Below are 17653 nucleotides of genomic sequence, written 5' to 3' on the forward strand. Positions count from 1 at the left end.
GCAGGCACGCCCTTGTAGGAGCAGCCTTGTGCTGCGAAGAGGCCGGTGAAAGCACAGTCAATCTGCGCTGCTTTCACCGGCCTCTTCGCAGCACAAGGCTGCTCCTACCCCCGAACGCGTGTGACCTTGTCAGCCGACCCAGTGATACACCGGCGCATCCGCGCCACTTTCCACCTTCACCTCGCTGCTGTGCCGCAACCGCACCAGCAGTCGCTTGCCCGCCGCGGTACTCCCCGCCAGCCCTTCCAGGCGGTCCAGCAACGCTGGCCCATTCATCTGCCCAGCCTGGCGCAGCACGTCGCGCGCTGCGGCCCACTGCCCATCATCTTGCCCCGGCGCTGCTGGCGAGGCGGCCGCCGCTTCGGCGGTAACCGGCACCTCGAGGTGTCGCCCCAACTGCGCCCACTCGGCCGGCTCCAGCTCGACAGTCAGGTCCACGGGCCAGTCACCAATCTGTCCACGAATTCTCATGATGCTTTCCTTGAACGCAGGTCAATGCAGCCATGCTACAGCAACATGAAACCTGCGCCACACAGGCTGGCGGGAGGCGGAAAAATTGTTATAACATTACCAAATCATTCCCAGTCTGCTCCTGGAGTCTTCCATGCGTCGCCTGCTGCTCGCCCTGCCCTTCGCTCTGCTGCCCCTCGCCATGGCCCAGGCCCACGATGACCATGATCACGCCCATGGCACCCTCGGTGCCCATGAGCATGGCGTGGCCAAGCTCAACGCCGTGCTCGATGGCAACACCCTGGAGCTGGAGCTGGACAGCCCGGCGATGAACCTGGTCGGTTTCGAGCACGCTGCCAATAGCGATGCCGACAAAGCCAAGGTCGCCGCCGTGCGCCAGCAGCTCGAGCAACCCTTGCAGCTGTTCGGCCTGGCAGCAGCCGCTGGATGCAAGGACGATGCACAGGAGCTGGAAAGCCCGCTGTTCGGCGATGCCCCGAAAGCCGACGACGATGGCGACGAGCATGAGCACGGCCATGAGCACAGCGATATTGGTGCGCATTACCAACTGACCTGCGCCAACCCGGACAGCCTCACCCAGATCGACCTTGCCCCGCTGTTCAAGGCCTTCCCCGCTACCCAGAAGATCAACGTGCAACTGATCGGCCCTAAAGGTCAGAAAGGCGTTGAAGCGACACCCGCCAAGGCCGCGGTCGCGTTCTGAATGGGCCAGCCGCTGATCGAACTGCATGACCTGGTCTTTGCCTGGCCTGGCCAACCGGCCCTGCTGGATATTCCCGCCTTCCAGCTGGAGGCCGGCGAGGCGTTGTTTCTCAAAGGCCCCAGCGGCAGTGGCAAGACCACGCTGCTGGGCCTGCTGGGCGGCGTGAACCTGCCTGGCCAGGGCCGCATTCGCCTGCTCGGCCACGACCTCAATGGCCTCGGCCAAGGCGCGCGCGATCGCTTCCGGGTCGACCACACGGGTTACATCTTCCAGCAGTTCAACTTGCTGCCGTTTCTGTCGGTGCGCGAGAACGTCGAGCTGCCTTGCCGCTTTTCGCGCAGCCGCGCCACGCGCGCGGCCCAGCGCCATGGCAGTGTCGACCAGGCCGCCGCCACGCTGCTCGCCCACCTGGGCCTGGGCGACCCCGCCCTGCTTGCCCGGCGCGCCGACAGCCTGTCGATCGGCCAGCAACAACGGGTAGCCGCTGCACGAGCACTGATCGGCCAACCCGAACTGGTGATCGCCGACGAACCGACCTCGGCCCTCGATGCCGACACCCGCGAAGCCTTCATCCGCCTGCTGTTCGACGAGTGCCGGGCAGCCGGCGCCAGCCTGTTGTTCGTCAGCCATGACCAGAGCCTGGCACCGCTATTCGACCGTCACCTTTCCCTGGCCGAGCTCAACCGCGCCGCCAAGCCCCGGGAGGCCTGATGTACCTGCTTCGTCTTGCCCTGGCCAGCCTGGCCAACCGCCGTTTCACCGCCTTCCTCACCGCGTTCGCCATTGCCCTGTCGGTGTGCCTGCTGCTGGCCGTAGAGCGCGTGCGCACCGAAGCCCGCGCCAGCTTCGCCAGCACCATCAGCGGTACCGACCTGATCGTCGGCGCCCGCTCGGGCTCGGTGAACCTGCTGCTGTATTCGGTGTTTCGTATCGGCAACGCCACTAACAACATCCGCTGGGACAGCTACCAGCATTACGCCCAGGACCCACGGGTGAAGTGGGCGATCCCTATTTCGCTGGGCGACTCGCACCGCGGCTATCGCGTGATGGGCACCACTGGCGACTACTTCAGCCACTATCAATATGGCCGCAGGCAGCACCTGGAACTGAGCCAGGGCCGCGCCTTCGCTGACGACCCGTTCGAAGTGGTGCTCGGCGCCGAAGTGGCCGACGCCTTGCACTACACACTGGGCGACAAGCTGGTACTGGCGCATGGCGTTGCGGCGATCAGCCTGGTCAAGCATGACGACAAGCCGTTCACCGTGGTCGGCGTGCTCAAGCGTACGGGCACCCCGGTCGACCGCACCCTGCATATCAGCCTGGGTGGCATGGAGGCAATCCATATCGATTGGCACAACGGCGTGCCCGCCCGCGGTGCCGGGCGCATCAGTGCCGACCAGGCACGTACCATGGACCTGCAACCGGCCGCCATCACCGCGTTCATGCTTGGTTTGAACAGCAAGATCGCTACCTTCAGCCTGCAACGGGAAATCAACGAGTACCGCAACGAACCCTTGCTGGCGATCTTGCCCGGGGTGGCCCTGCAGGAGCTCTGGAGCCTGATGGGCACCGCCGAGCAGGCGCTGTTCGTGGTTTCGCTGTTCGTGGTGCTGACCGGGTTGATCGGCATGCTGACGGCGATTCTCACCAGCCTCAACGAGCGCCGACGGGAGATGGCGATCTTGCGCTCGGTCGGTGCCCGGCCCTGGCATATCGCCGGGTTGCTGGTACTGGAGGCGCTGTCGCTGGCCGTGGTGGGGATCGTCGCCGGGCTAGGCTTGCTGTACACCGGCATCGCCCTGGCGCAGGGCTATGTGCAGGCCAACTATGGGTTGTTCCTGCCGCTGGCCCTGCCGAGTGCCCATGAATGGACGCTGCTGGCTATTATCCTCGGGGCTGCACTGCTGATGGGCAGCGTGCCGGCCTGGCGAGCCTATCGGCAGTCGCTGGCCGATGGCTTGTCGATCCACCTCTGAGAAAACGCCATGCTCCGCGCGCTTCTGTTATCACTGGTAGTACTCGCCGCCCCCACCTGGGCGGCCGAACCCCGCGAACTCGACTGGTCTGCATTGATCCCGGAAGGCGCCCCTGTCATCCCGCCGCAACTGGCTCCGCTGCACGACCTGTCACAGCTGAGCGACGCTCTGGCCGCCGAATCGGCGCCCGCCGCCCGCCAGCAGGCGCCGGATGCCCCGGTGGCGAAAAGCCTGGATGGCCAGCAGATCAAGCTGCCGGGCTACATCGTGCCGCTGGAGGTCAGCGAAGAAGGCCGCACCACCGAGTTCCTCTTGGTGCCCTACTACGGCGCTTGCATCCACGTGCCGCCACCACCCTCGAACCAGATCGTGCACATCTTCAGCGAGATGGGCGTGCGCGTCGAAGACCTGTATCAGCCCTACTGGATCGAGGGAAAGCTGCAGGTGAGCGCCTCCAGCAGCGAACTGGCCGACGCCGGATACCAGATGGAAGCCGAGAAAATATACGCTTATGAGCTGAAGTGAGAACTGTTTCGAATTCGTTCCGACGCTTCTTTGAGCTGGGTCAAACTTTCGGTTTAGACGCATCCGTACCATTGGACTACTCAATTACTAATGTCCTCTGGGAGCTTCCATGAACAAGTCCTTGCTCGGCGCCTCGCTTGTGGCCCTTGCGCTCGCCGCCCCTGCCGCCCACGCCTATCAGGCAGGCGATATGATCCTGCGCGCCGGTGCCATCACTACCGCACCGAACGAAAGCAGCGGCGACCTCAAGTTCGACGGCAACAAGGTGTCGGGCACCAAGGCAACCCTGGACAGCGACACCCAGCTGGGCCTGACCTTCGCCTACATGCTCACCGACCACATCGGCCTGGAGCTGCTGGCGGCCACCCCGTTCAAGCACACCGTGGGCGTCAAGGGCCTGGGCGGCGGCCTGGACGGCAAGCTGGCCGACATCAAGCAACTGCCACCGACCCTGTCGCTGCAGTACTACCCGATGGAGCCGAACTCCCGCTTCCAGCCATATGCCGGTGTGGGCATCAACTACACCCTGTTCTTCGATGAAGACCTGAGCAGCGCGCGCAAAGAACAAGGCTTCAGCAACCTGAAGCTGCAGGATTCGGTCGGCATCGCTGGCCAACTGGGCATGGACTACATGCTCACCGACAACCTGCTGGTCAACGCCTCGGTCTGGTACGTCGACATCGACACCAAGGCCAGCGTCAACGGCCCGACCGCGCTGGGCTACAGCAAGACCAAGGTCGACGTCGACGTCGACCCGTGGGTCTACATGGTTGGCCTTGGCTACAAGTTCTGATCCCTGGCAGGGAGGGCGGCCATTGCCACGCTCCCTGTTCTTGCCCCCAGCCAGCAACCCAAGGCTGTCGCACTGATCCCCGCCCCCAGCCCGCACACCGCCGCCCACCCCCATCGGGCATAGACCCAGGTCGCCAGCACCGCGCCCAATCCGCTACCCAGTGAATAGCAGCACATGTAGGCGCCAATCAGGCGGCTCGCCTGTGCGCTGCGCCCGGCCAGCAACAGGCTCTGATTGGTGACATGCACGGCCTGCACCGCAAAATCGAGCAACACCACCCCCACTAGAAACGCCAGCAGCGAATGCTCGACGAACGCCGTCGGCAGCCACGACACCGTCAGTACCGCCAGGGCGAAACCGGTGGTACGCTCGCCGCGGCCTTGATCGGCCAGCCGGCCGGCCCGGGAAGCGGCAACCGCGCCCGCCACGCCGGCCAGGCCAATCAGGCCGATCTGGGTATGGCTGAGCGCCAAGGGCGAAGCACTCAGCGGCAGCACCATCGCGCTCCACAGCACGCTGAAGGCGGCAAAGATCATCAAGCCGTATAACCCGCGTCGGCGCAGGGCAGGGTCTTCCTTGAACAAGGCCCACAGCGAGCCCGTCAATGCCAGGTAACCGAGGCGCTGCGCCGCCGGCCGGGCACCCGGCATGCCGCGCCAGAGCAGGCAGGCCATCAGCATCAGTACCCCAGCGGCGGCAAAATAGACGACACGCCAGCCCGCCATGTCGGCGACGAAGCCAGACACCAGCCGCGCCAGCAGAATGCCCAGCACCACCCCGCTAGTGACCGTGCCCACCGCCTGCCCCTGCTGTGCGGGGGTGGCCAGGGTGGCGGCATGCGCCACCATCACCTGCACCATGACGGCCATCAACCCGACCAGCGCCAGCGCCATCAGCAGCACCGCCCAGTCCCAGGCCATGCCCACCGCCATCAGGGCCAGGGCCGAAACCAACAACTGGCCGACGATCAGGCGCTTGCGGTCGATCAGGTCGCCTAGCGGCACGATCAGTAGCAAGCCCAGCGCATAACCGGCCTGGGTGGCGCCGACCACCCAGCCTATGCGCTGCTGCCCTACCCCCAGGTCCCGTGCCATGGACTCGAGCAAGGGCTGGGCGATGTACACCGTGGCCACTGCAATGCCGCAGGTGAGGGCCAGTAACAGGGTCATCGCGCGGGTCAGACGGGGTTGTGTAGCGTTCGGGGTGTGCATGGCGTATCCCTTCAATCTGGTTTCAAATTAAAACCACATATGGATTTCTAGCAAATGTAGTTTTAATCTGCAACCAGAACCCTTGAGAGAGCCGCACGATGCTCGACGAAACGAACGGACAATGCCCGGTAGCCCGGGCCCTTGAAGTATTGGGTGATCGCTGGGCGCTGATGATCCTGCGCGACGCCTTCGATGGCTTACGCCGCTTCAGTGAGTTTCAGAAGAACCTCGGGCTGGCCAAGAACATCCTGGCCTCGAGGCTCAAGTTATTGGTGGAGAGTGGGCTGTTGGCGTTGCAGCCGGCATCGGATGGCAGTGCCTACAAAGAGTATGTGCTGACCGAAAAAGGGCGTTCGGTGTTTCCGTTGGTGATCGCCTTGCGCCAGTGGGGAGAGCAGTTCTTGTTCGAGGCGGGAGAAACGCGATCGGCGTTGCTGGACCGCGCCACAGGGGAAACGCTCGAGACCCTGCAAGTGCGTGCTCGGGATGGGCGGGTGTTGGGGCCTGATGATTGCCAGCGCACGGTGGTGCGGCACGGTTGAGCCCGGCGCCACGTGGCTGGCAAGCCAAGACTCCTGTAGGAGCAGCCTTGTGCTGCGAAGAGGCCGGTGGCAGCAGTGAAAATCTACTGTGTTGCCACCGGCCTCTTCGCAGCGCAAGGCTGCTCCTACAGGACGGCGTGCGTTGCCGAGCCTGCGGTCAGGCCTTGCCGAGCAAGCGGGACAAGCCTTCGACCAATGGCGTTGGCGCCGGGAAATCGAAGCGTGTCAGCAAGCGCTGGTTATCCGCCCGCGAATGGCGAATGTCGCCCGAGCGGGCTGGGCCATAGCTGATCGCTGGCAAGCTGCCGATTACCTTTTCCAGGGCCGTCAACAGCTGGTTGAGCGAAGTCGCCTGGTTCAGGCCGATGTTCACCGCGCCCTCCTCGACCTGCTGCTGCTCCAGCGCCTGGATCATCACCTGCACCAGGTCCCCTACATAAAGGAAATCCCGGGTCTGCTCACCATCCCCGAACACCGTGATCGGCAGCCCTTGGGTGGCACGCTCGCTGAAGATGCTGATCACACCCGAATACGGCGAGGAAGGGTCCTGGCGCGGGCCGAAGATATTGAAGAAGCGGAACACCACCGGCTCCAGACCATGCTGGCGGCGGTAGAAATCCAGGTACTGCTCGCTGGCCAGCTTATCCACAGCGTAAGGGGTCAACGGCGCTTTCGGTGTTTCTTCAGCAATCGACTCGCCTTCGCCGTTGTTGCCATACACCGCAGCACTGGAGGCGAACAGCACCCGACGCACACCGTGCAGGCGCATGGCTTCGCAGACATTCAGGGTGCCGATGAAATTGCTCTGGTGAGTCTTTACCGGATCCTCGACCGAAGCCTGCACCGACGCCACGGCCGCCAGGTGCACCACCGCAGCGCAACCAGCGGCCGCATGGCTGACCAACCCGGCATCGGCGACATCGCCTTCGATCAGTTCCAGGCGTGGGTGGGTAATCTGCAGGTTGTCCCGCTTGCCAGTGGACAGGTCGTCGAGAATGCGTACGGCGTAACCCTTGGCCAACAGCGCATCGCACAGGTGAGAGCCGATGAAGCCGGCACCGCCGGTGATCAGGATGGGGGCATCAGCCATGGCGGTAGAAACGGTCCAGTAGGGGCGGCAGGCCGGCGCGCCAGGCGCGGGGCTTGATACCGAAGGTGTGAAGGATTTTCTTGCAGGCCAGCACGGCGTGCTGGGGCTCTTCGCTGGCGTCCGGCCGCGCGGCATGGGCCTGTGGCGTGGGCGCCTGCACCGCCAGCTGACGGTACTGGCCAGCCTCGGTCAAAATCGCCTGCCCCAGCGCCAGTGGCGTGGTCGCTTCGTTGCCGGCGTAATGGTAGGTGCCCCACAGCGGCGCGCTGCAATCGAGCTGCTTGAGCACCGACAGGATCACCCGGGCAGCGTCATCGACCGGCGTCGGGTTGCCGCGGCGGTCATCTGCCAGCAGCAATTCCTGGGGTTGTTCGGCGCGGGTCAGGAAACGGCCCAGTGCACCGTCGACGCTTTCATCGAGCAGCCAGCCAAAGCGCAGCAGCACATGTTGCGGGCACGCCGCCCGCACGCTCTGCTCGATGCGCCACAGGGCCTGGCCACGCAGGCCGAGCGGCACCGGCTCGTCTTTCTCGCTGTAGGCCGTGGCCCGCGACCCGTCGAAAACCCGGTAGCTCGAAGGCTGCACCAAGGTGATCTGGTGGTGCTGGCACAACTCTGCCAGCCGCTCCACCGCCCGCTCTTGCTGAGCCAGGCGTTGTTCGCTGACCGACTCGGCCTGGAACCAGTCGAAGTAATAGGCCAGGTTGACCAAGGCATTGGGGCGGTGATCGTCGAGCAGCTGAGTGAGGCTGGCCGGGTCCCAGCCGTTCTCCGGCGGGCGCGGTGCCAGGAATGCAATGTCCTCTTCAGCCCCGAGACGAATCAGCGCTTGCCCGAGGGCATTGCCACCACCCAACAGCATTAGGCGCATACGCATAGAGTCAGCAGATCCGGAGAGGTTGATTGAGGGAAAGGGGTCATTTTGCGGTTTCCGGGCGGGGAAGTCCAACCCTAGGCTGGGATGAACTTGCACAGCCCATTCCTACCACTGCATGAGAAATGCCCTACACAGCGCATGAGCCTGGTCCTGCATCACAACTGAAAAAAGCCTGGCTTAATAATTCGCAGATCCAGAAAAAACCCGACAAAACCTACATACAAGAAAAAATAATGACAGGACGTTATCGCGATAACCTTGCCTGAAATACTGCACTTTAGATTCCACCTGCAGTTCGATCAGCACCTTGATTTAACACTGCAATAGGGCAGTTACCAGTTCGCCCTTCTTCATAAGGCCTGCAAGCCCAAACAGCGCCGCTGATCAACAACAGCCAGACGCTTCACGCACCTGAAATTATCCTGGATAACCGGCGCCTATTGGTACGCTTGGTTGCAAGGAGGCACCGAGTGGAAGTTGAAGTTTCTACACTGATAATTCTCGCGGTTGTCGCATTGCTCGCTGGTTTTTTTGATGCCATTGCAGGGGGCGGGGGAATGCTAACGCTGCCCGCGCTGTTCATCGTAGGCATTGACCCACTGGCTGCAATGGCCACCAACAAACTGCAAGCGTCGTCGGCAAGCGTTTCTGCAGTGTGGGCATTTGCACGCAAGCGCATGATTGATTGGCGAGCTGGCTTGCCCATGGCCATTCTGTCATTTGCAGGCGGTGCGGCGGGCGCATTATCGATCAGCCTGCTCGACAGAGCATTTCTGCAAGCATGCGTACCTGTCTTGTTGATCGCAGTCGCTGGCTACTTCGCACTCAGCCCCAAGCTCAACGAGCAAGAACGCAAACGTAGAGTATCGACAGCCTGCTTCGCGGCAACGATTGTGCCGCTGATCGGTTTCTATGATGGGATCTTTGGCCCAGGCACCGGCTCATTCTTCATGGTTGCGTTCACTGTATTGCTCGGGCAGAACATCTTGCAGGCGGTATGCAACAGCAAGTTGCTCAACGCATCCTGCAACCTGGGAGCACTATCGGTGTTCGTGCTGAGTGACTCGATCATCTGGCACTTGGCACTGACAATGGCAGCATGCGCCATCATCGGTGCACAAGCAGGCGCGCGCTGCGCGCTGCACTTCGGGCCACGCCTGATCAAACCCTTGCTGATTACAGTGTGCTGCCTGATGGCAACCAAGCTCCTGCTCAGCGATAACAACCCAATCGGAGAATGGGTCAGGCAATGCTGGATACAGCTCATCAGTACAGGGCAGGTGTATTAAATGCTGCTTTAAGTAGCGAGCGAGAGGTTACTCGATCTCGAACAAGCCATTACTCAACGGCCCCACACTCAACCGCTCGCGCACGTCGTCATCGATACGCGGGTCATCCGGCCGGTACAGCTTGACCTGGCGATAGGCATTGATGCGGTTGATCTCTTCCCCCAGGTACTCCCACACCACTCGGGTGCAGGCCGGGTTGCGGCGGTCGCCGCTGGAAACGCCGGTCTTCAGGCCGTTCAGGCGGGTGATGCGGCTCTTGAAGCTGGGGATGAGGATGGTCTGGCTCATCTCGTTAAGGGTCAGCGACTCGTAGTCGATCAGGAACATCCGGTCCTGCAACTGGAACGCCGCGCCCAAGTAGCGGCAACGCACCTCGGCATGCAGGTCGGTGGCACTGCTGCGCTCCTGACGCTCCTGGCGCTCGAACAGGAAGCGGCCGCGCTCTTCACGCAGGTGCACCAGCGACAGCAGGATCGACCCCGGTACCGACATGCAGTTGGAGTACTCGAAGTAATAGCCGCAGTAGCGCGACAGGTTGCCCGCGTGCTCGTGCAAGGGGCGGAACAACTCGCTGATCGGGTCGCTTGGCTGTTCAGCCACCGCCGACACACGGGCGCCGATCAGCCGAGCGAACTGCTCGGGCGGCTGGTTCAGCTCGTAATCCTCGACACCGAAGAAATCGCCGATGCGTTTGAGGTTGAAAGCCGTCGGACGGCTCTGGCCGCTGAGGTACTTGTTGAACTGCGCGCGGTTGATCGACAGCTGTCGGCAAACTTCCGAGATAGAGCGGTAGTGGCTGCAGGCCAGTTTCAGGTTGGTAGCGAAATGATCGCTCATGTTCAGAATCCAGGTGACGCGAATGGCGCAAGTGTAGCATCAAGTCGCATCAAGTCAGAGCAACCCGCGAAATTGTAACCACTCTTGTCATAGCCAAACATGCGCCCCAACGATAGCGGTGCGCCTGCCGTCCGCTGGTCATTCCACACGAAGAATAAGAATCGAGGTCATTTTAATGCTCGAAGTACTCAACGATTTCCTGTCTGGGAAACTCCTCATCGTGTTGATCGTCGGTCTCGGCGGTTACTTCACCATCCGCTCGCGGTTCGTCCAGTTCCGCCATTTCGCCCACATGTTCGGTGTGTTCAAGGAATCGCTGCGTGGCCAGGCAGGCCAGCTGAGCTCCTTCCAGGCCCTGATGCTGAGCCTCGCCGGCCGCGTTGGCGCCGGTAACATCGCCGGTGTTGGCATTGCCGTGACCCTGGGCGGCCCAGGCGCGGTCTTCTGGATGTGGGTCACCGCGCTGGTGGGCATGTCCAGCAGCTTCTTCGAATGCACGCTGGCCCAGGTCTACAAACGCGCAGACGGTGACGGCCTGTACCGTGGTGGCCCGGCTTACTACATCCAGCACGGCCTGAAGCGCAAGAACATGGCCATCGTGTTCTCGATTCTGCTGCTGGTCACCTACGGCTTCGCCTTCATTGGCCTGCAGTCGTACACCGTGACCCACTCGCTGCAGAACGCCTTTGCCTTCGACCCTAAGCACACCGGTATCGTCCTGGCCGTGCTGCTGGCCATCACCTTCCTCGGTGGCATCAAGCGCATCGCCGCCGTATCTGACCTGTTGGTACCGGTCAAGACGCTGGCCTACATCGGCGTGACGCTGTACGTGATCGGCACCCAGATCGAGCACGTGCCTGCCATGCTGGAAACCATCTTCAAGAGCGCCTTCGGCCTCGACCCCGCGTTCGGCGGCCTGCTGGGCAGTGCCATCGTCATGGGCGTGAAGCGTGGCGTATTCGCCAACGAAGCGGGCCTGGGCAGTGCGCCCAACGTCGCTGCCGTGGCGGCCGTGAAGCACCCGGGCGCGCAAGGCGTGGTCCAGGCGTTCAGCGTATTCCTCGACACCTTCGTGATCTGCACCTGCACCGCGCTGCTGATCCTGCTGTCGGGCTTCTACACCCCAGGCTTCGAAGGTGACGGCATCGTCCTGACCCAAAACTCGCTGGCCGCCGTGGTCGGTGACTGGGGGCGCCTGTTCGTCAGCGTCGCGCTGTCGCTGTTCGTCTTCACCTGCATCCTCTACAACTACTACTTGGGCGAAAACAGCCTGCAGTTCCTGACCCGCAACCGTGCCGTGCTGATGCTGTTCCGCGGCCTGGTGCTGGCGCTGGTGGTGTGGGGTTCGATGCAGGACCTGTCGACCGTGTTCGCCTTCGCCGACATCACCATGACCTGCCTGGCCTTCGTCAACCTGGTCGCCCTGGCCCTGCTGTTCAAGGTCGGCCTGCGGGTGATGCGCGACTACGATGATCAGCGCAAGGCTGGCATCAAGCAGCCAGTGTTCGATTCGGCCAAGTTTGCCGACCTGGACCTGGACCGCAATGCCTGGCCTGCCAATACGCAGGCCGAAACAGCCGCTGACAAAGCCGTGGGCCAAGCCCAGCTTCAGCGCTGATATCCTGCCCTGCCCAGCCGCCCCACCTGCGGGCGGCTTTTCTTTCTCCGCTTACCGCCTCGGATGATCTCCATGCGCGCAGTAAAGAATCTTCTCGTCCTCTACACCGGGGGCACCATCGGCATGCTCGAAACCCCTGAAGGCCTGGCGCCAGCGGGTGGTTTCGAGGCGCGGATGCGCGAGCATTTCGCCCAGATGGCCGATGCACCCCAACTGCACTGGACACTGCAGGAAATGAACCCGCTGCTCGACAGCGCCAACATGCAGCAGCACTACTGGCTGGCCATGCGCGATGCCATCGTCGAGGCGGTGGACGTTGCCGGCCATGATGCGGTGCTGGTCCTGCATGGCACCGACACCCTGGCTCACAGCGCCGCGGCGTTGTCGTTCCTGTTGCTTGGCTTGCCGGTGCCGGTGCTGTTGACCGGCTCGATGTTGCCGGCCGGTGCACCGGGCAGCGATGCCTGGGACAACCTGTGCGGCGCCCTGCGCCAGTTCGAACAAGGCCTGGAAGACGGCGTGCAGCTGTACTTCCACGGGCAGTTGCTGCACGGCTGCCGGGCCTCGAAACTGCGCAGCGAGGCCTTCGATGCCTTTGCCGCACTGCCGCGCCATCGCGACGGTGAGCGTGCCACCACCCTGCCCGCCGAGCTTGGCTACCAGCACCCGCGCCAGCCGGTCAACCTGGCGGTGATGCCGGTTTTCCCTGGCTTGCAGGCCGGGCATCTGCGGGCAGTGCTCGACAGCGGCGTGCAAGGTTTGCTGCTGGAGTGCTACGGCAGCGGCACAGGGCCCTCGGATGACCAGGCATTGCTGGACGTACTGCAAGCGGCGCGTCAGCGGGGTGTTGTGCTGGTTGCGATCAGCCAGTGCCCGGAAGGGTCGGTGGTGTTCGATACCTATGCGGCGGGTAACCGCCTGCGTGGCGCTGGCCTGGTCAGTGGCGGCGGCATGACCCGTGAGGCAGCGCTGGGCAAACTGTTTGCGCTGCTGGGGGCTGGGTTGGGTGCAGAAGCTGCTGAGCAGTGGTTTGCGCTGGATCTGTGTGGAGAGCGGGCTTAAGCGTCGCGCTTTCGGGCCTCTTCGCGGGTAAACCCGCTCCCACAGGTACTGCACACGTCTCAAGAACTGTAAAGCCCCTGTGGGAGCGGGTTTACCCGCGAAGAGGCCCTAAAGGGAGAAGTTAATGGCGGAAGGCAGCGGGAGTCGAACCTGCCCGGGAACGGCTGCCGTCCCCAACCGGGTTTGAAGCCCGGCCGCGCCACCGGGCGCGATTGCCTTCCTTGAACTCAGTGCCTGGCCTGCTGCTGGGCCAGGGCGCTGTCGGCGCGGATGTAACGCTGGTCGGCCACCCGGCGGGTCAGGCCGATGCGGTCGAAATACTCAAGAATCTGCACACTGCGCTTGCGACCGATGCCCAACATATCGCGAAACGCAGCCACCTGCACTACCGGCGCTTCACTCACCTGGCCAAGCAGCAGCGCGGCCATGCGCTGTACCGTCGCTGCCGGGTAGAACAGGTCCCGCACCACCTGGTGCACCAGGCCCAGCCTGGCCAGCTTGCGCATCAGCAAGCGCACATCCGTTTCGGCGCAGCCCAATTCACTGGCCAGCGTCCGCACCCACGGCGGGTCGTACTGCCCTTCCAGCAAGCGGGGTTCCAACCGCGCCCATAGCGCGTTATCGGCCTCACTCAATTGCACCTTGTGATCGGGCAGGTGCAACCACGGGCCGCTGCTGGCAACCTGCCCCTCATCAAGCAATTCATCCAGCAGGCTGACAAACGCCGGACGCTCCAGCGGCAAGGCAGCAAAGCGCCGTAAACGGTCGCGGTCCGGGCCGAGTTGGTCGGGCTCCTGCTGATGAAACAGTGCCAGCCGCTCCAGCACCTGCTGCTTCAACGCATCCCACGTCGCACGAGCAAATAGCAACGGCCCCTGGCGTGTGGCAATCACTAGAACATTCGCGGGCAACTGCCAGCTCGCACGCAGGCGGTTGAACTGCCGCTCCAGCCGCTGCGGGTCGAGCCCTGCGGGCGCGGCATCCAGCAAAGCGGGTAACGCTTGCTCCAGGCCCTCGGCATCACGCAGCACCTGCAACTGGCGCAGCCGCGCCTCGCTGCGACGCTGCCGACTGGGCGCAAACGGGTCAAGCACCCACCCGCCCCCCAGCGTGCGCTGGGCGCGCTGGTCGCGCAGCACCAGCCGGTCGCCATGCACGGCCTGCAGCGGCGCGTTGAGTAGCAACTGGGCAAACATGCGCTGGCCGGCCAGCAGTGCCTCACCTTCGAGCAGCACCACGCGGGCGGTCACATCCTGAGTGCCGAGGTGGACGTGCACAGCGCTGAAGTGCTCGAACGGGCGGGTTTCTCCCGCCAGCAACGTCAGCTCGATATCGACCCGAACGCTGGGTGCGTGCAGCCATTCGGGCACCAGCCAGTCACCCCGGTGTAACTGTTCGACGGCCAACCGTTCGGCAGCGATGTTCAGCGCCACCCGCTGGCCCGCTTCGGCCATCAGCGCGGCCTGGCTCTGGGCATGCAGGCCGCGCACCCGCACGGGTTTGCCAGCCTTGCCCAACAACAGGGTGTCGCCCGCACTGACCTGGCCGGCCAATGCCGTGCCGGTGACCACCACGCCGGCGCCAGACACCGCGAAGGCGCGGTCGATGGCCAGGCGAAAACCGCCGCGCACACTGCGCTGCCGCACCCGCCCTTGCGCCTGCAGCAGTGCTTGGCGCAATGCCTCCACACCCTCGCCTGTGATGCTCGACAGTGCAAACTGCGAGGCCCCCACATACGGCCCCGGCGCCAGCAGCGCGGCGATCTGCGCGTGCACTTCGGCCTGGCGCGCCGGCGCTACCCGGTCGCATTTGCTGACCGCCACTAACGCCTGAGGAATGCCCAGCAACTCGATGATCGCCAGGTGCTCGCGGGTTTGTGGCATGACGCCGTCGTCCGCAGCCACCACCAGCAACACCAGGTCGATGCCGTGCGCCCCTGCCAGCATATTGTGGATAAAGCGCTCATGGCCCGGCACATCGATGAAACCGGTCAGTGGCGCACCTTCGGCCAGTGCGGCATAGCGATAGCCGAGGTCGATGGTCATGCCGCGCTCGCGTTCTTCCTGACGGTGGTCGCCAGCCTGCCCGGTCAAGGCCTGCAGCAGCGCCGTCTTGCCGTGGTCGATATGGCCGGCGGTACCGACGATCACTGCACCGGCCCCAGTTGCAGGGCAGGCAGCTGCGCCAGCCACTGGGCTTCATCGTCCAGCTGGCGCAGGTCGAGCCACAGCGCATCGTCGTCGATACGCCCCAGCACCGGCACCGGTAACTCGCGCAAGGCGCGCTCCAGCACATGCAGGCTGCGCCCGCGCAGCTTCTTCGACACCTGCGGGCGCAGGCACAGCGCGGCGCTGGGCAGGCGCGCCACCGGCTGGCTGCCGCTGCCGATCATGCCCAGTGCCGGCTCCACACTGACCGCCCATTGCCCATCGAGGCGGGCTTTGAGTTCGGGCGCCAGGCGCTCGGCCTGGGCCTGGATCTCGGCCTGGCTGCGGGTCAGCAGGCGCAGGCTGGGCAGGCGCTCGGCCAGCCGGTCCGGGTTGCGGTACAGCGCCAGCACCGCTTCAAGGGCGGCGAGGGTGATCTTGTCGACGCGCAGCGCACGTTTGAGGGGGTTCTTCTTGATCTTGGCGATCAGGTCCTTGCGCCCGACGATGATCCCGGCTTGTGGCCCGCCAAGCAGCTTGTCGCCGCTGAAGGTGACGATATCGGCGCCATCTGCCAGTGCCTGGCGCACGGTCGGTTCGGCGGGCAGGCCCCAGCGGGAAAGGTCAAGCAAACTGCCGCTGCCCAGGTCTTCGAGCAGCGGCAGTTCATGTTGATGGGCAATGCGCGCCAGCTCGGCGGTAGGCACCTGGGTCGTGAAGCCCTGGATGCTGTAGTTGCTGCAGTGCACGCGCATCAGCAGGCCGGTGCGCGGGCCGATGGCGGCCTCGTAGTCGCGCGCATGGGTGCGGTTGGTGGTCCCGATCTCGTGCAGCCGTACGCCTGCACGGGCCATGATGTCGGGGATACGAAAGGCCCCGCCGATCTCGATCAGCTCGCCTCGGGAGATGATGCCCTCCTTGCGCGCCCCCAGGCTGTTCAGCGCCAGCAGCACCGCTGCGGCATTGTTGTTGACCACGGTGACGGCTTCGGCACCGGTCAATTCGCGGATCAGGCCTTCGATCAGGTCGTCACGGTCGCCGCGCTTGCCGGTGGCCAGGTCGAACTCAAGGTTGAGCGGGTAACGGGCGGCGGTCTGCATGGCGTCGATGGCCTCTTCCGGCAACAGGGCGCGGCCGAGGTTGGTGTGCAGCACGGTGCCGGTGAGGTTGAACACCCGGCGGACCTGGCTGCGTTGCTGGGTAGCCAGGCGCTCGCCAGTGCGACCGAGCAGTACCTCTGCGGCCAACTCGGCGGTGCTGAGTTGGCCCAGATGGGCGGGCTCGCGCAGGTCGTCGAGCAGTAGGCGCAGGGTGGCGAGGACAGCGTCGCGGCCGTGGCGGTCGATCAACGGGAGGCAGGCCGGATGACGCAGGAGGGTGTCGATGGAAGGCAGGCGTGGGGTGTCGTTGGCGAGGCTTGAAGACATCAGGTACTACCTTCAGCTGATCCGTTGTCTGTTCTGGCCCTTTCGCGGGGCAAGCCCGCTCCCACAGAGAACTTGCTGGTTCCGAATACAGCGAAGTACCTGTGGGAGCGGGCTTGCCCCGCGAAGGGCGCGACTCGATCTTGCAGTGTAGACACTCACCCGCCACCCGGCGCCAGCAGCAAGTTTGGCGCCAGGCGATGAAACCCTTCCTCATCCAGCCGGATATCCAGCGCCAGGCTGGCCAGGTCATCGGCCAGCGGCTCGGCAGCGGCATCGTTCTCCAGATAATGCTGCTTCAGGTAGGTGTTGCACCCCGGGCAACACTCGGCCTGCAACGGTGCCTTGCCCGGCGCATGGCGATCATCCTCCAAGCTGGTATAGCGCAGGTCCTTGCTCGACTCGCAGTAAACGCACTTGACCCGCACCACATGCCACTCGCAGGCACACAAGGAGCAGGCCAGGTAACGCAGGCCGTTATGCTTGCCACGGTTACGCACCACACCGGCCAACGCCGGCGACCCGCAGGCCGGGCATTGGGCCAAGCTGCCGGCCGGCTTGAGCTCGCAAGCCGGCAGCGCCAGCAGCCAATAGGACCAGGCGGCTTGCAGCGCAGCGCCCAGAAACGGCACAAACGCGGCCGGCACGGCATCGAACTGCCCTGCCAGCAACGCGATGCCCCAGCCCTTGCGCTGGCCGTCGTCACTTTTGCGCAGTGCCTGCAGCGCTTCAGCCAACGGCCCCGTGGCCACTTCACCGAACTTATCGAGCAACGTCTGCAGCCAGACCAGCCACGGCCCTTCGCGCACCAGGCTGTCGGCTGCCAGCGGCGGCAGCCCATGACTTATGCACAGCCGCTGGCGATCTTCGGCCACAGGCAAAGCACCAGGTGGGTTATCCACAAGCCACTGCTGGATGTGGCACAGCCGCGCGATCAGCCACAGGTAATCGCCAAGGGCATTATCTTCAGCGAGTAGCTCCAGCCGCTCGGCACGCAGGGCGAACAAGCCCTTGGGTGGCAGGTGCAAAAAGGGTGGCGCCACCGCCGACGCCTCGATCTGCCCGGGTACGAGTATCGTACTCATGTA

The 17653-nt window shown here is 64.0% G+C and carries 17 protein-coding genes and 1 tRNA gene; 9 read left to right on the forward strand and 9 right to left on the reverse strand.

Annotated elements, in window-relative coordinates; all coding sequences use genetic code 11:
* Positions 1 to 129: 129 nt before the first annotated feature.
* Positions 130 to 471, reverse strand: coding sequence for a hypothetical protein (locus QOS90_RS22560; protein WP_027594902.1), 342 nt, complete (start codon positions 469 to 471; stop codon positions 130 to 132).
* Positions 472 to 604: 133 nt separating this feature from the next.
* Here QOS90_RS22560 and QOS90_RS22565 point away from each other — a divergent pair, with 133 nt between their 5' ends.
* The 5 genes from QOS90_RS22565 (at position 605) to QOS90_RS22585 (ending at position 4468) form a co-directional block, all read left to right on the forward strand.
* A complete protein-coding gene (locus tag QOS90_RS22565; protein ID WP_027594901.1) occupies positions 605 to 1174 on the forward strand; it encodes a DUF2796 domain-containing protein in 570 nt (189 codons plus the stop codon).
* Positions 1175 to 1885 carry an ATP-binding cassette domain-containing protein gene (locus QOS90_RS22570; protein WP_027594900.1) on the forward strand — a complete coding sequence of 237 codons (711 nt, stop codon included), beginning with the start codon at positions 1175 to 1177 and terminating at the stop codon, positions 1883 to 1885.
* Complete coding sequence (locus QOS90_RS22575) at positions 1885 to 3150, forward strand: ABC transporter permease (RefSeq protein ID WP_085274020.1); 1266 nt, start codon at positions 1885 to 1887, stop codon at positions 3148 to 3150. Before QOS90_RS22570 ends, QOS90_RS22575 begins: the two co-directional genes overlap by 1 nt.
* A gap of 9 nt (positions 3151 to 3159) precedes the next feature.
* Complete coding sequence (locus QOS90_RS22580) at positions 3160 to 3675, forward strand: DUF3299 domain-containing protein (RefSeq protein WP_085274021.1); 516 nt, start codon at positions 3160 to 3162, stop codon at positions 3673 to 3675.
* Positions 3676 to 3784: 109 nt separating this feature from the next.
* On the forward strand, positions 3785 to 4468 hold the full coding sequence (locus QOS90_RS22585) for an OmpW/AlkL family protein (RefSeq protein WP_010951793.1): 684 nt from the start codon (positions 3785 to 3787) through the stop codon (positions 4466 to 4468).
* Here the strand turns inward: QOS90_RS22585 and QOS90_RS22590 are convergent.
* The gene (locus tag QOS90_RS22590; RefSeq protein ID WP_085274022.1) at positions 4456 to 5679 is read right to left on the reverse strand and encodes an MFS transporter; all 1224 of its coding nucleotides are present in this window, start codon (positions 5677 to 5679) and stop codon (positions 4456 to 4458) included. The genes QOS90_RS22585 and QOS90_RS22590 overlap by 13 nt on opposite strands.
* 98 nt (positions 5680 to 5777) lie before the next feature.
* On the opposite strand from QOS90_RS22590, the gene QOS90_RS22595 reads away from it, so the two are divergent.
* The gene (locus tag QOS90_RS22595) at positions 5778 to 6221 is read left to right on the forward strand and encodes a winged helix-turn-helix transcriptional regulator (protein WP_085274023.1); all 444 of its coding nucleotides are present in this window, start codon (positions 5778 to 5780) and stop codon (positions 6219 to 6221) included.
* A gap of 157 nt (positions 6222 to 6378) precedes the next feature.
* Here the strand turns inward: QOS90_RS22595 and QOS90_RS22600 are convergent, their stop codons facing one another.
* Both QOS90_RS22600 and QOS90_RS22605 read right to left on the reverse strand, forming a co-directional pair.
* Entirely contained in the window at positions 6379 to 7311 is a 933-nt protein-coding gene (locus QOS90_RS22600; protein ID WP_085274024.1) for an NAD-dependent epimerase/dehydratase family protein, read from the reverse strand.
* Positions 7304 to 8188 carry a sugar nucleotide-binding protein gene (locus QOS90_RS22605; protein WP_033694227.1) on the reverse strand — a complete coding sequence of 295 codons (885 nt, stop codon included), beginning with the start codon at positions 8186 to 8188 and terminating at the stop codon, positions 7304 to 7306. Before QOS90_RS22605 ends, QOS90_RS22600 begins: the two co-directional genes overlap by 8 nt.
* A 470-nt stretch (positions 8189 to 8658) precedes the next feature.
* Between QOS90_RS22605 and QOS90_RS22610 the strand changes: the two genes are divergently transcribed.
* A complete protein-coding gene (locus tag QOS90_RS22610; RefSeq protein WP_085274025.1) occupies positions 8659 to 9477 on the forward strand; it encodes a TSUP family transporter in 819 nt (272 codons plus the stop codon).
* A gap of 27 nt (positions 9478 to 9504) precedes the next feature.
* On the opposite strand, the gene QOS90_RS22615 is transcribed toward QOS90_RS22610, so the two are convergent.
* Positions 9505 to 10314 (reverse strand): helix-turn-helix domain-containing protein, encoded by an 810-nt coding sequence (locus QOS90_RS22615; protein ID WP_027594892.1) that lies wholly within the window; start codon positions 10312 to 10314, stop codon positions 9505 to 9507.
* A 175-nt stretch (positions 10315 to 10489) separates the two neighbouring features.
* Here QOS90_RS22615 and QOS90_RS22620 point away from each other — a divergent pair, with 175 nt between their 5' ends.
* Positions 10490 to 11932 carry an alanine/glycine:cation symporter family protein gene (locus QOS90_RS22620; RefSeq protein WP_027594891.1) on the forward strand — a complete coding sequence of 481 codons (1443 nt, stop codon included), beginning with the start codon at positions 10490 to 10492 and terminating at the stop codon, positions 11930 to 11932.
* Between the two features lie 72 nt (positions 11933 to 12004).
* Positions 12005 to 12994: an asparaginase gene (locus tag QOS90_RS22625; RefSeq protein WP_085274026.1), complete on the forward strand. Its 990-nt coding sequence runs from the start codon at positions 12005 to 12007 to the stop codon at positions 12992 to 12994.
* Between the two features lie 125 nt (positions 12995 to 13119).
* Here QOS90_RS22625 and QOS90_RS22630 read toward each other — a convergent pair.
* The 4 genes from QOS90_RS22630 to fdhE all read right to left on the reverse strand — a co-directional run bounded on the left by QOS90_RS22630 (position 13120) and on the right by fdhE (position 17650).
* A tRNA-Sec gene (locus QOS90_RS22630) sits at positions 13120 to 13215 on the reverse strand.
* Positions 13216 to 13221: 6 nt separating this feature from the next.
* Positions 13222 to 15144, reverse strand: coding sequence for a selenocysteine-specific translation elongation factor (gene selB, locus QOS90_RS22635; protein ID WP_085274027.1), 1923 nt, complete (start codon positions 15142 to 15144; stop codon positions 13222 to 13224).
* A complete protein-coding gene (gene selA, locus QOS90_RS22640; protein ID WP_085274028.1) occupies positions 15141 to 16568 on the reverse strand; it encodes an L-seryl-tRNA(Sec) selenium transferase in 1428 nt (475 codons plus the stop codon). Before selA ends, selB begins: the two co-directional genes overlap by 4 nt.
* 155 nt (positions 16569 to 16723) lie before the next feature.
* A complete protein-coding gene (gene fdhE / locus QOS90_RS22645) occupies positions 16724 to 17650 on the reverse strand; it encodes a formate dehydrogenase accessory protein FdhE (RefSeq protein WP_085274029.1) in 927 nt (308 codons plus the stop codon).
* Between the last annotated feature and the right edge of the window lie 3 nt (positions 17651 to 17653).

It is taken from the genome of Pseudomonas sp. LAIL14HWK12:I10 (genome assembly GCF_900184205.1).
In the GTDB taxonomy this organism is placed as follows: Bacteria; Pseudomonadota; Gammaproteobacteria; order Pseudomonadales; family Pseudomonadaceae; genus Aquipseudomonas; species Aquipseudomonas kermanshahensis.

What these genes read in the sequence shown, in the direction of transcription:
- QOS90_RS22580 (WP_085274021.1), top strand. Translation starts at nt 3,160, where the DNA reads ATGCTCCGCGCGCTTCTGTTATCACTGGTAGTACTCGCCGCCCCCACC.
- QOS90_RS22620 (WP_027594891.1), top strand. Translation starts at nt 10,490, where the DNA reads ATGCTCGAAGTACTCAACGATTTCCTGTCTGGGAAACTCCTCATCGTG.
- QOS90_RS22565 (WP_027594901.1), top strand. Translation starts at nt 605, where the DNA reads ATGCGTCGCCTGCTGCTCGCCCTGCCCTTCGCTCTGCTGCCCCTCGCC.
- selA (WP_085274028.1), bottom strand. Translation starts at nt 16,568, where the DNA reads ATGTCTTCAAGCCTCGCCAACGACACCCCACGCCTGCCTTCCATCGAC.
- QOS90_RS22575 (WP_085274020.1), top strand. Translation starts at nt 1,885, where the DNA reads ATGTACCTGCTTCGTCTTGCCCTGGCCAGCCTGGCCAACCGCCGTTTC.
- QOS90_RS22605 (WP_033694227.1), bottom strand. Translation starts at nt 8,188, where the DNA reads ATGCGTATGCGCCTAATGCTGTTGGGTGGTGGCAATGCCCTCGGGCAA.
- QOS90_RS22595 (WP_085274023.1), top strand. Translation starts at nt 5,778, where the DNA reads ATGCTCGACGAAACGAACGGACAATGCCCGGTAGCCCGGGCCCTTGAA.
- QOS90_RS22600 (WP_085274024.1), bottom strand. Translation starts at nt 7,311, where the DNA reads ATGGCTGATGCCCCCATCCTGATCACCGGCGGTGCCGGCTTCATCGGC.
- QOS90_RS22625 (WP_085274026.1), top strand. Translation starts at nt 12,005, where the DNA reads ATGCGCGCAGTAAAGAATCTTCTCGTCCTCTACACCGGGGGCACCATC.
- fdhE (WP_085274029.1), bottom strand. Translation starts at nt 17,650, where the DNA reads ATGAGTACGATACTCGTACCCGGGCAGATCGAGGCGTCGGCGGTGGCG.
- QOS90_RS22585 (WP_010951793.1), top strand. Translation starts at nt 3,785, where the DNA reads ATGAACAAGTCCTTGCTCGGCGCCTCGCTTGTGGCCCTTGCGCTCGCC.
- QOS90_RS22590 (WP_085274022.1), bottom strand. Translation starts at nt 5,679, where the DNA reads ATGCACACCCCGAACGCTACACAACCCCGTCTGACCCGCGCGATGACC.
- QOS90_RS22560 (WP_027594902.1), bottom strand. Translation starts at nt 471, where the DNA reads ATGAGAATTCGTGGACAGATTGGTGACTGGCCCGTGGACCTGACTGTC.
- QOS90_RS22615 (WP_027594892.1), bottom strand. Translation starts at nt 10,314, where the DNA reads ATGAGCGATCATTTCGCTACCAACCTGAAACTGGCCTGCAGCCACTAC.
- QOS90_RS22570 (WP_027594900.1), top strand. Translation starts at nt 1,175, where the DNA reads ATGGGCCAGCCGCTGATCGAACTGCATGACCTGGTCTTTGCCTGGCCT.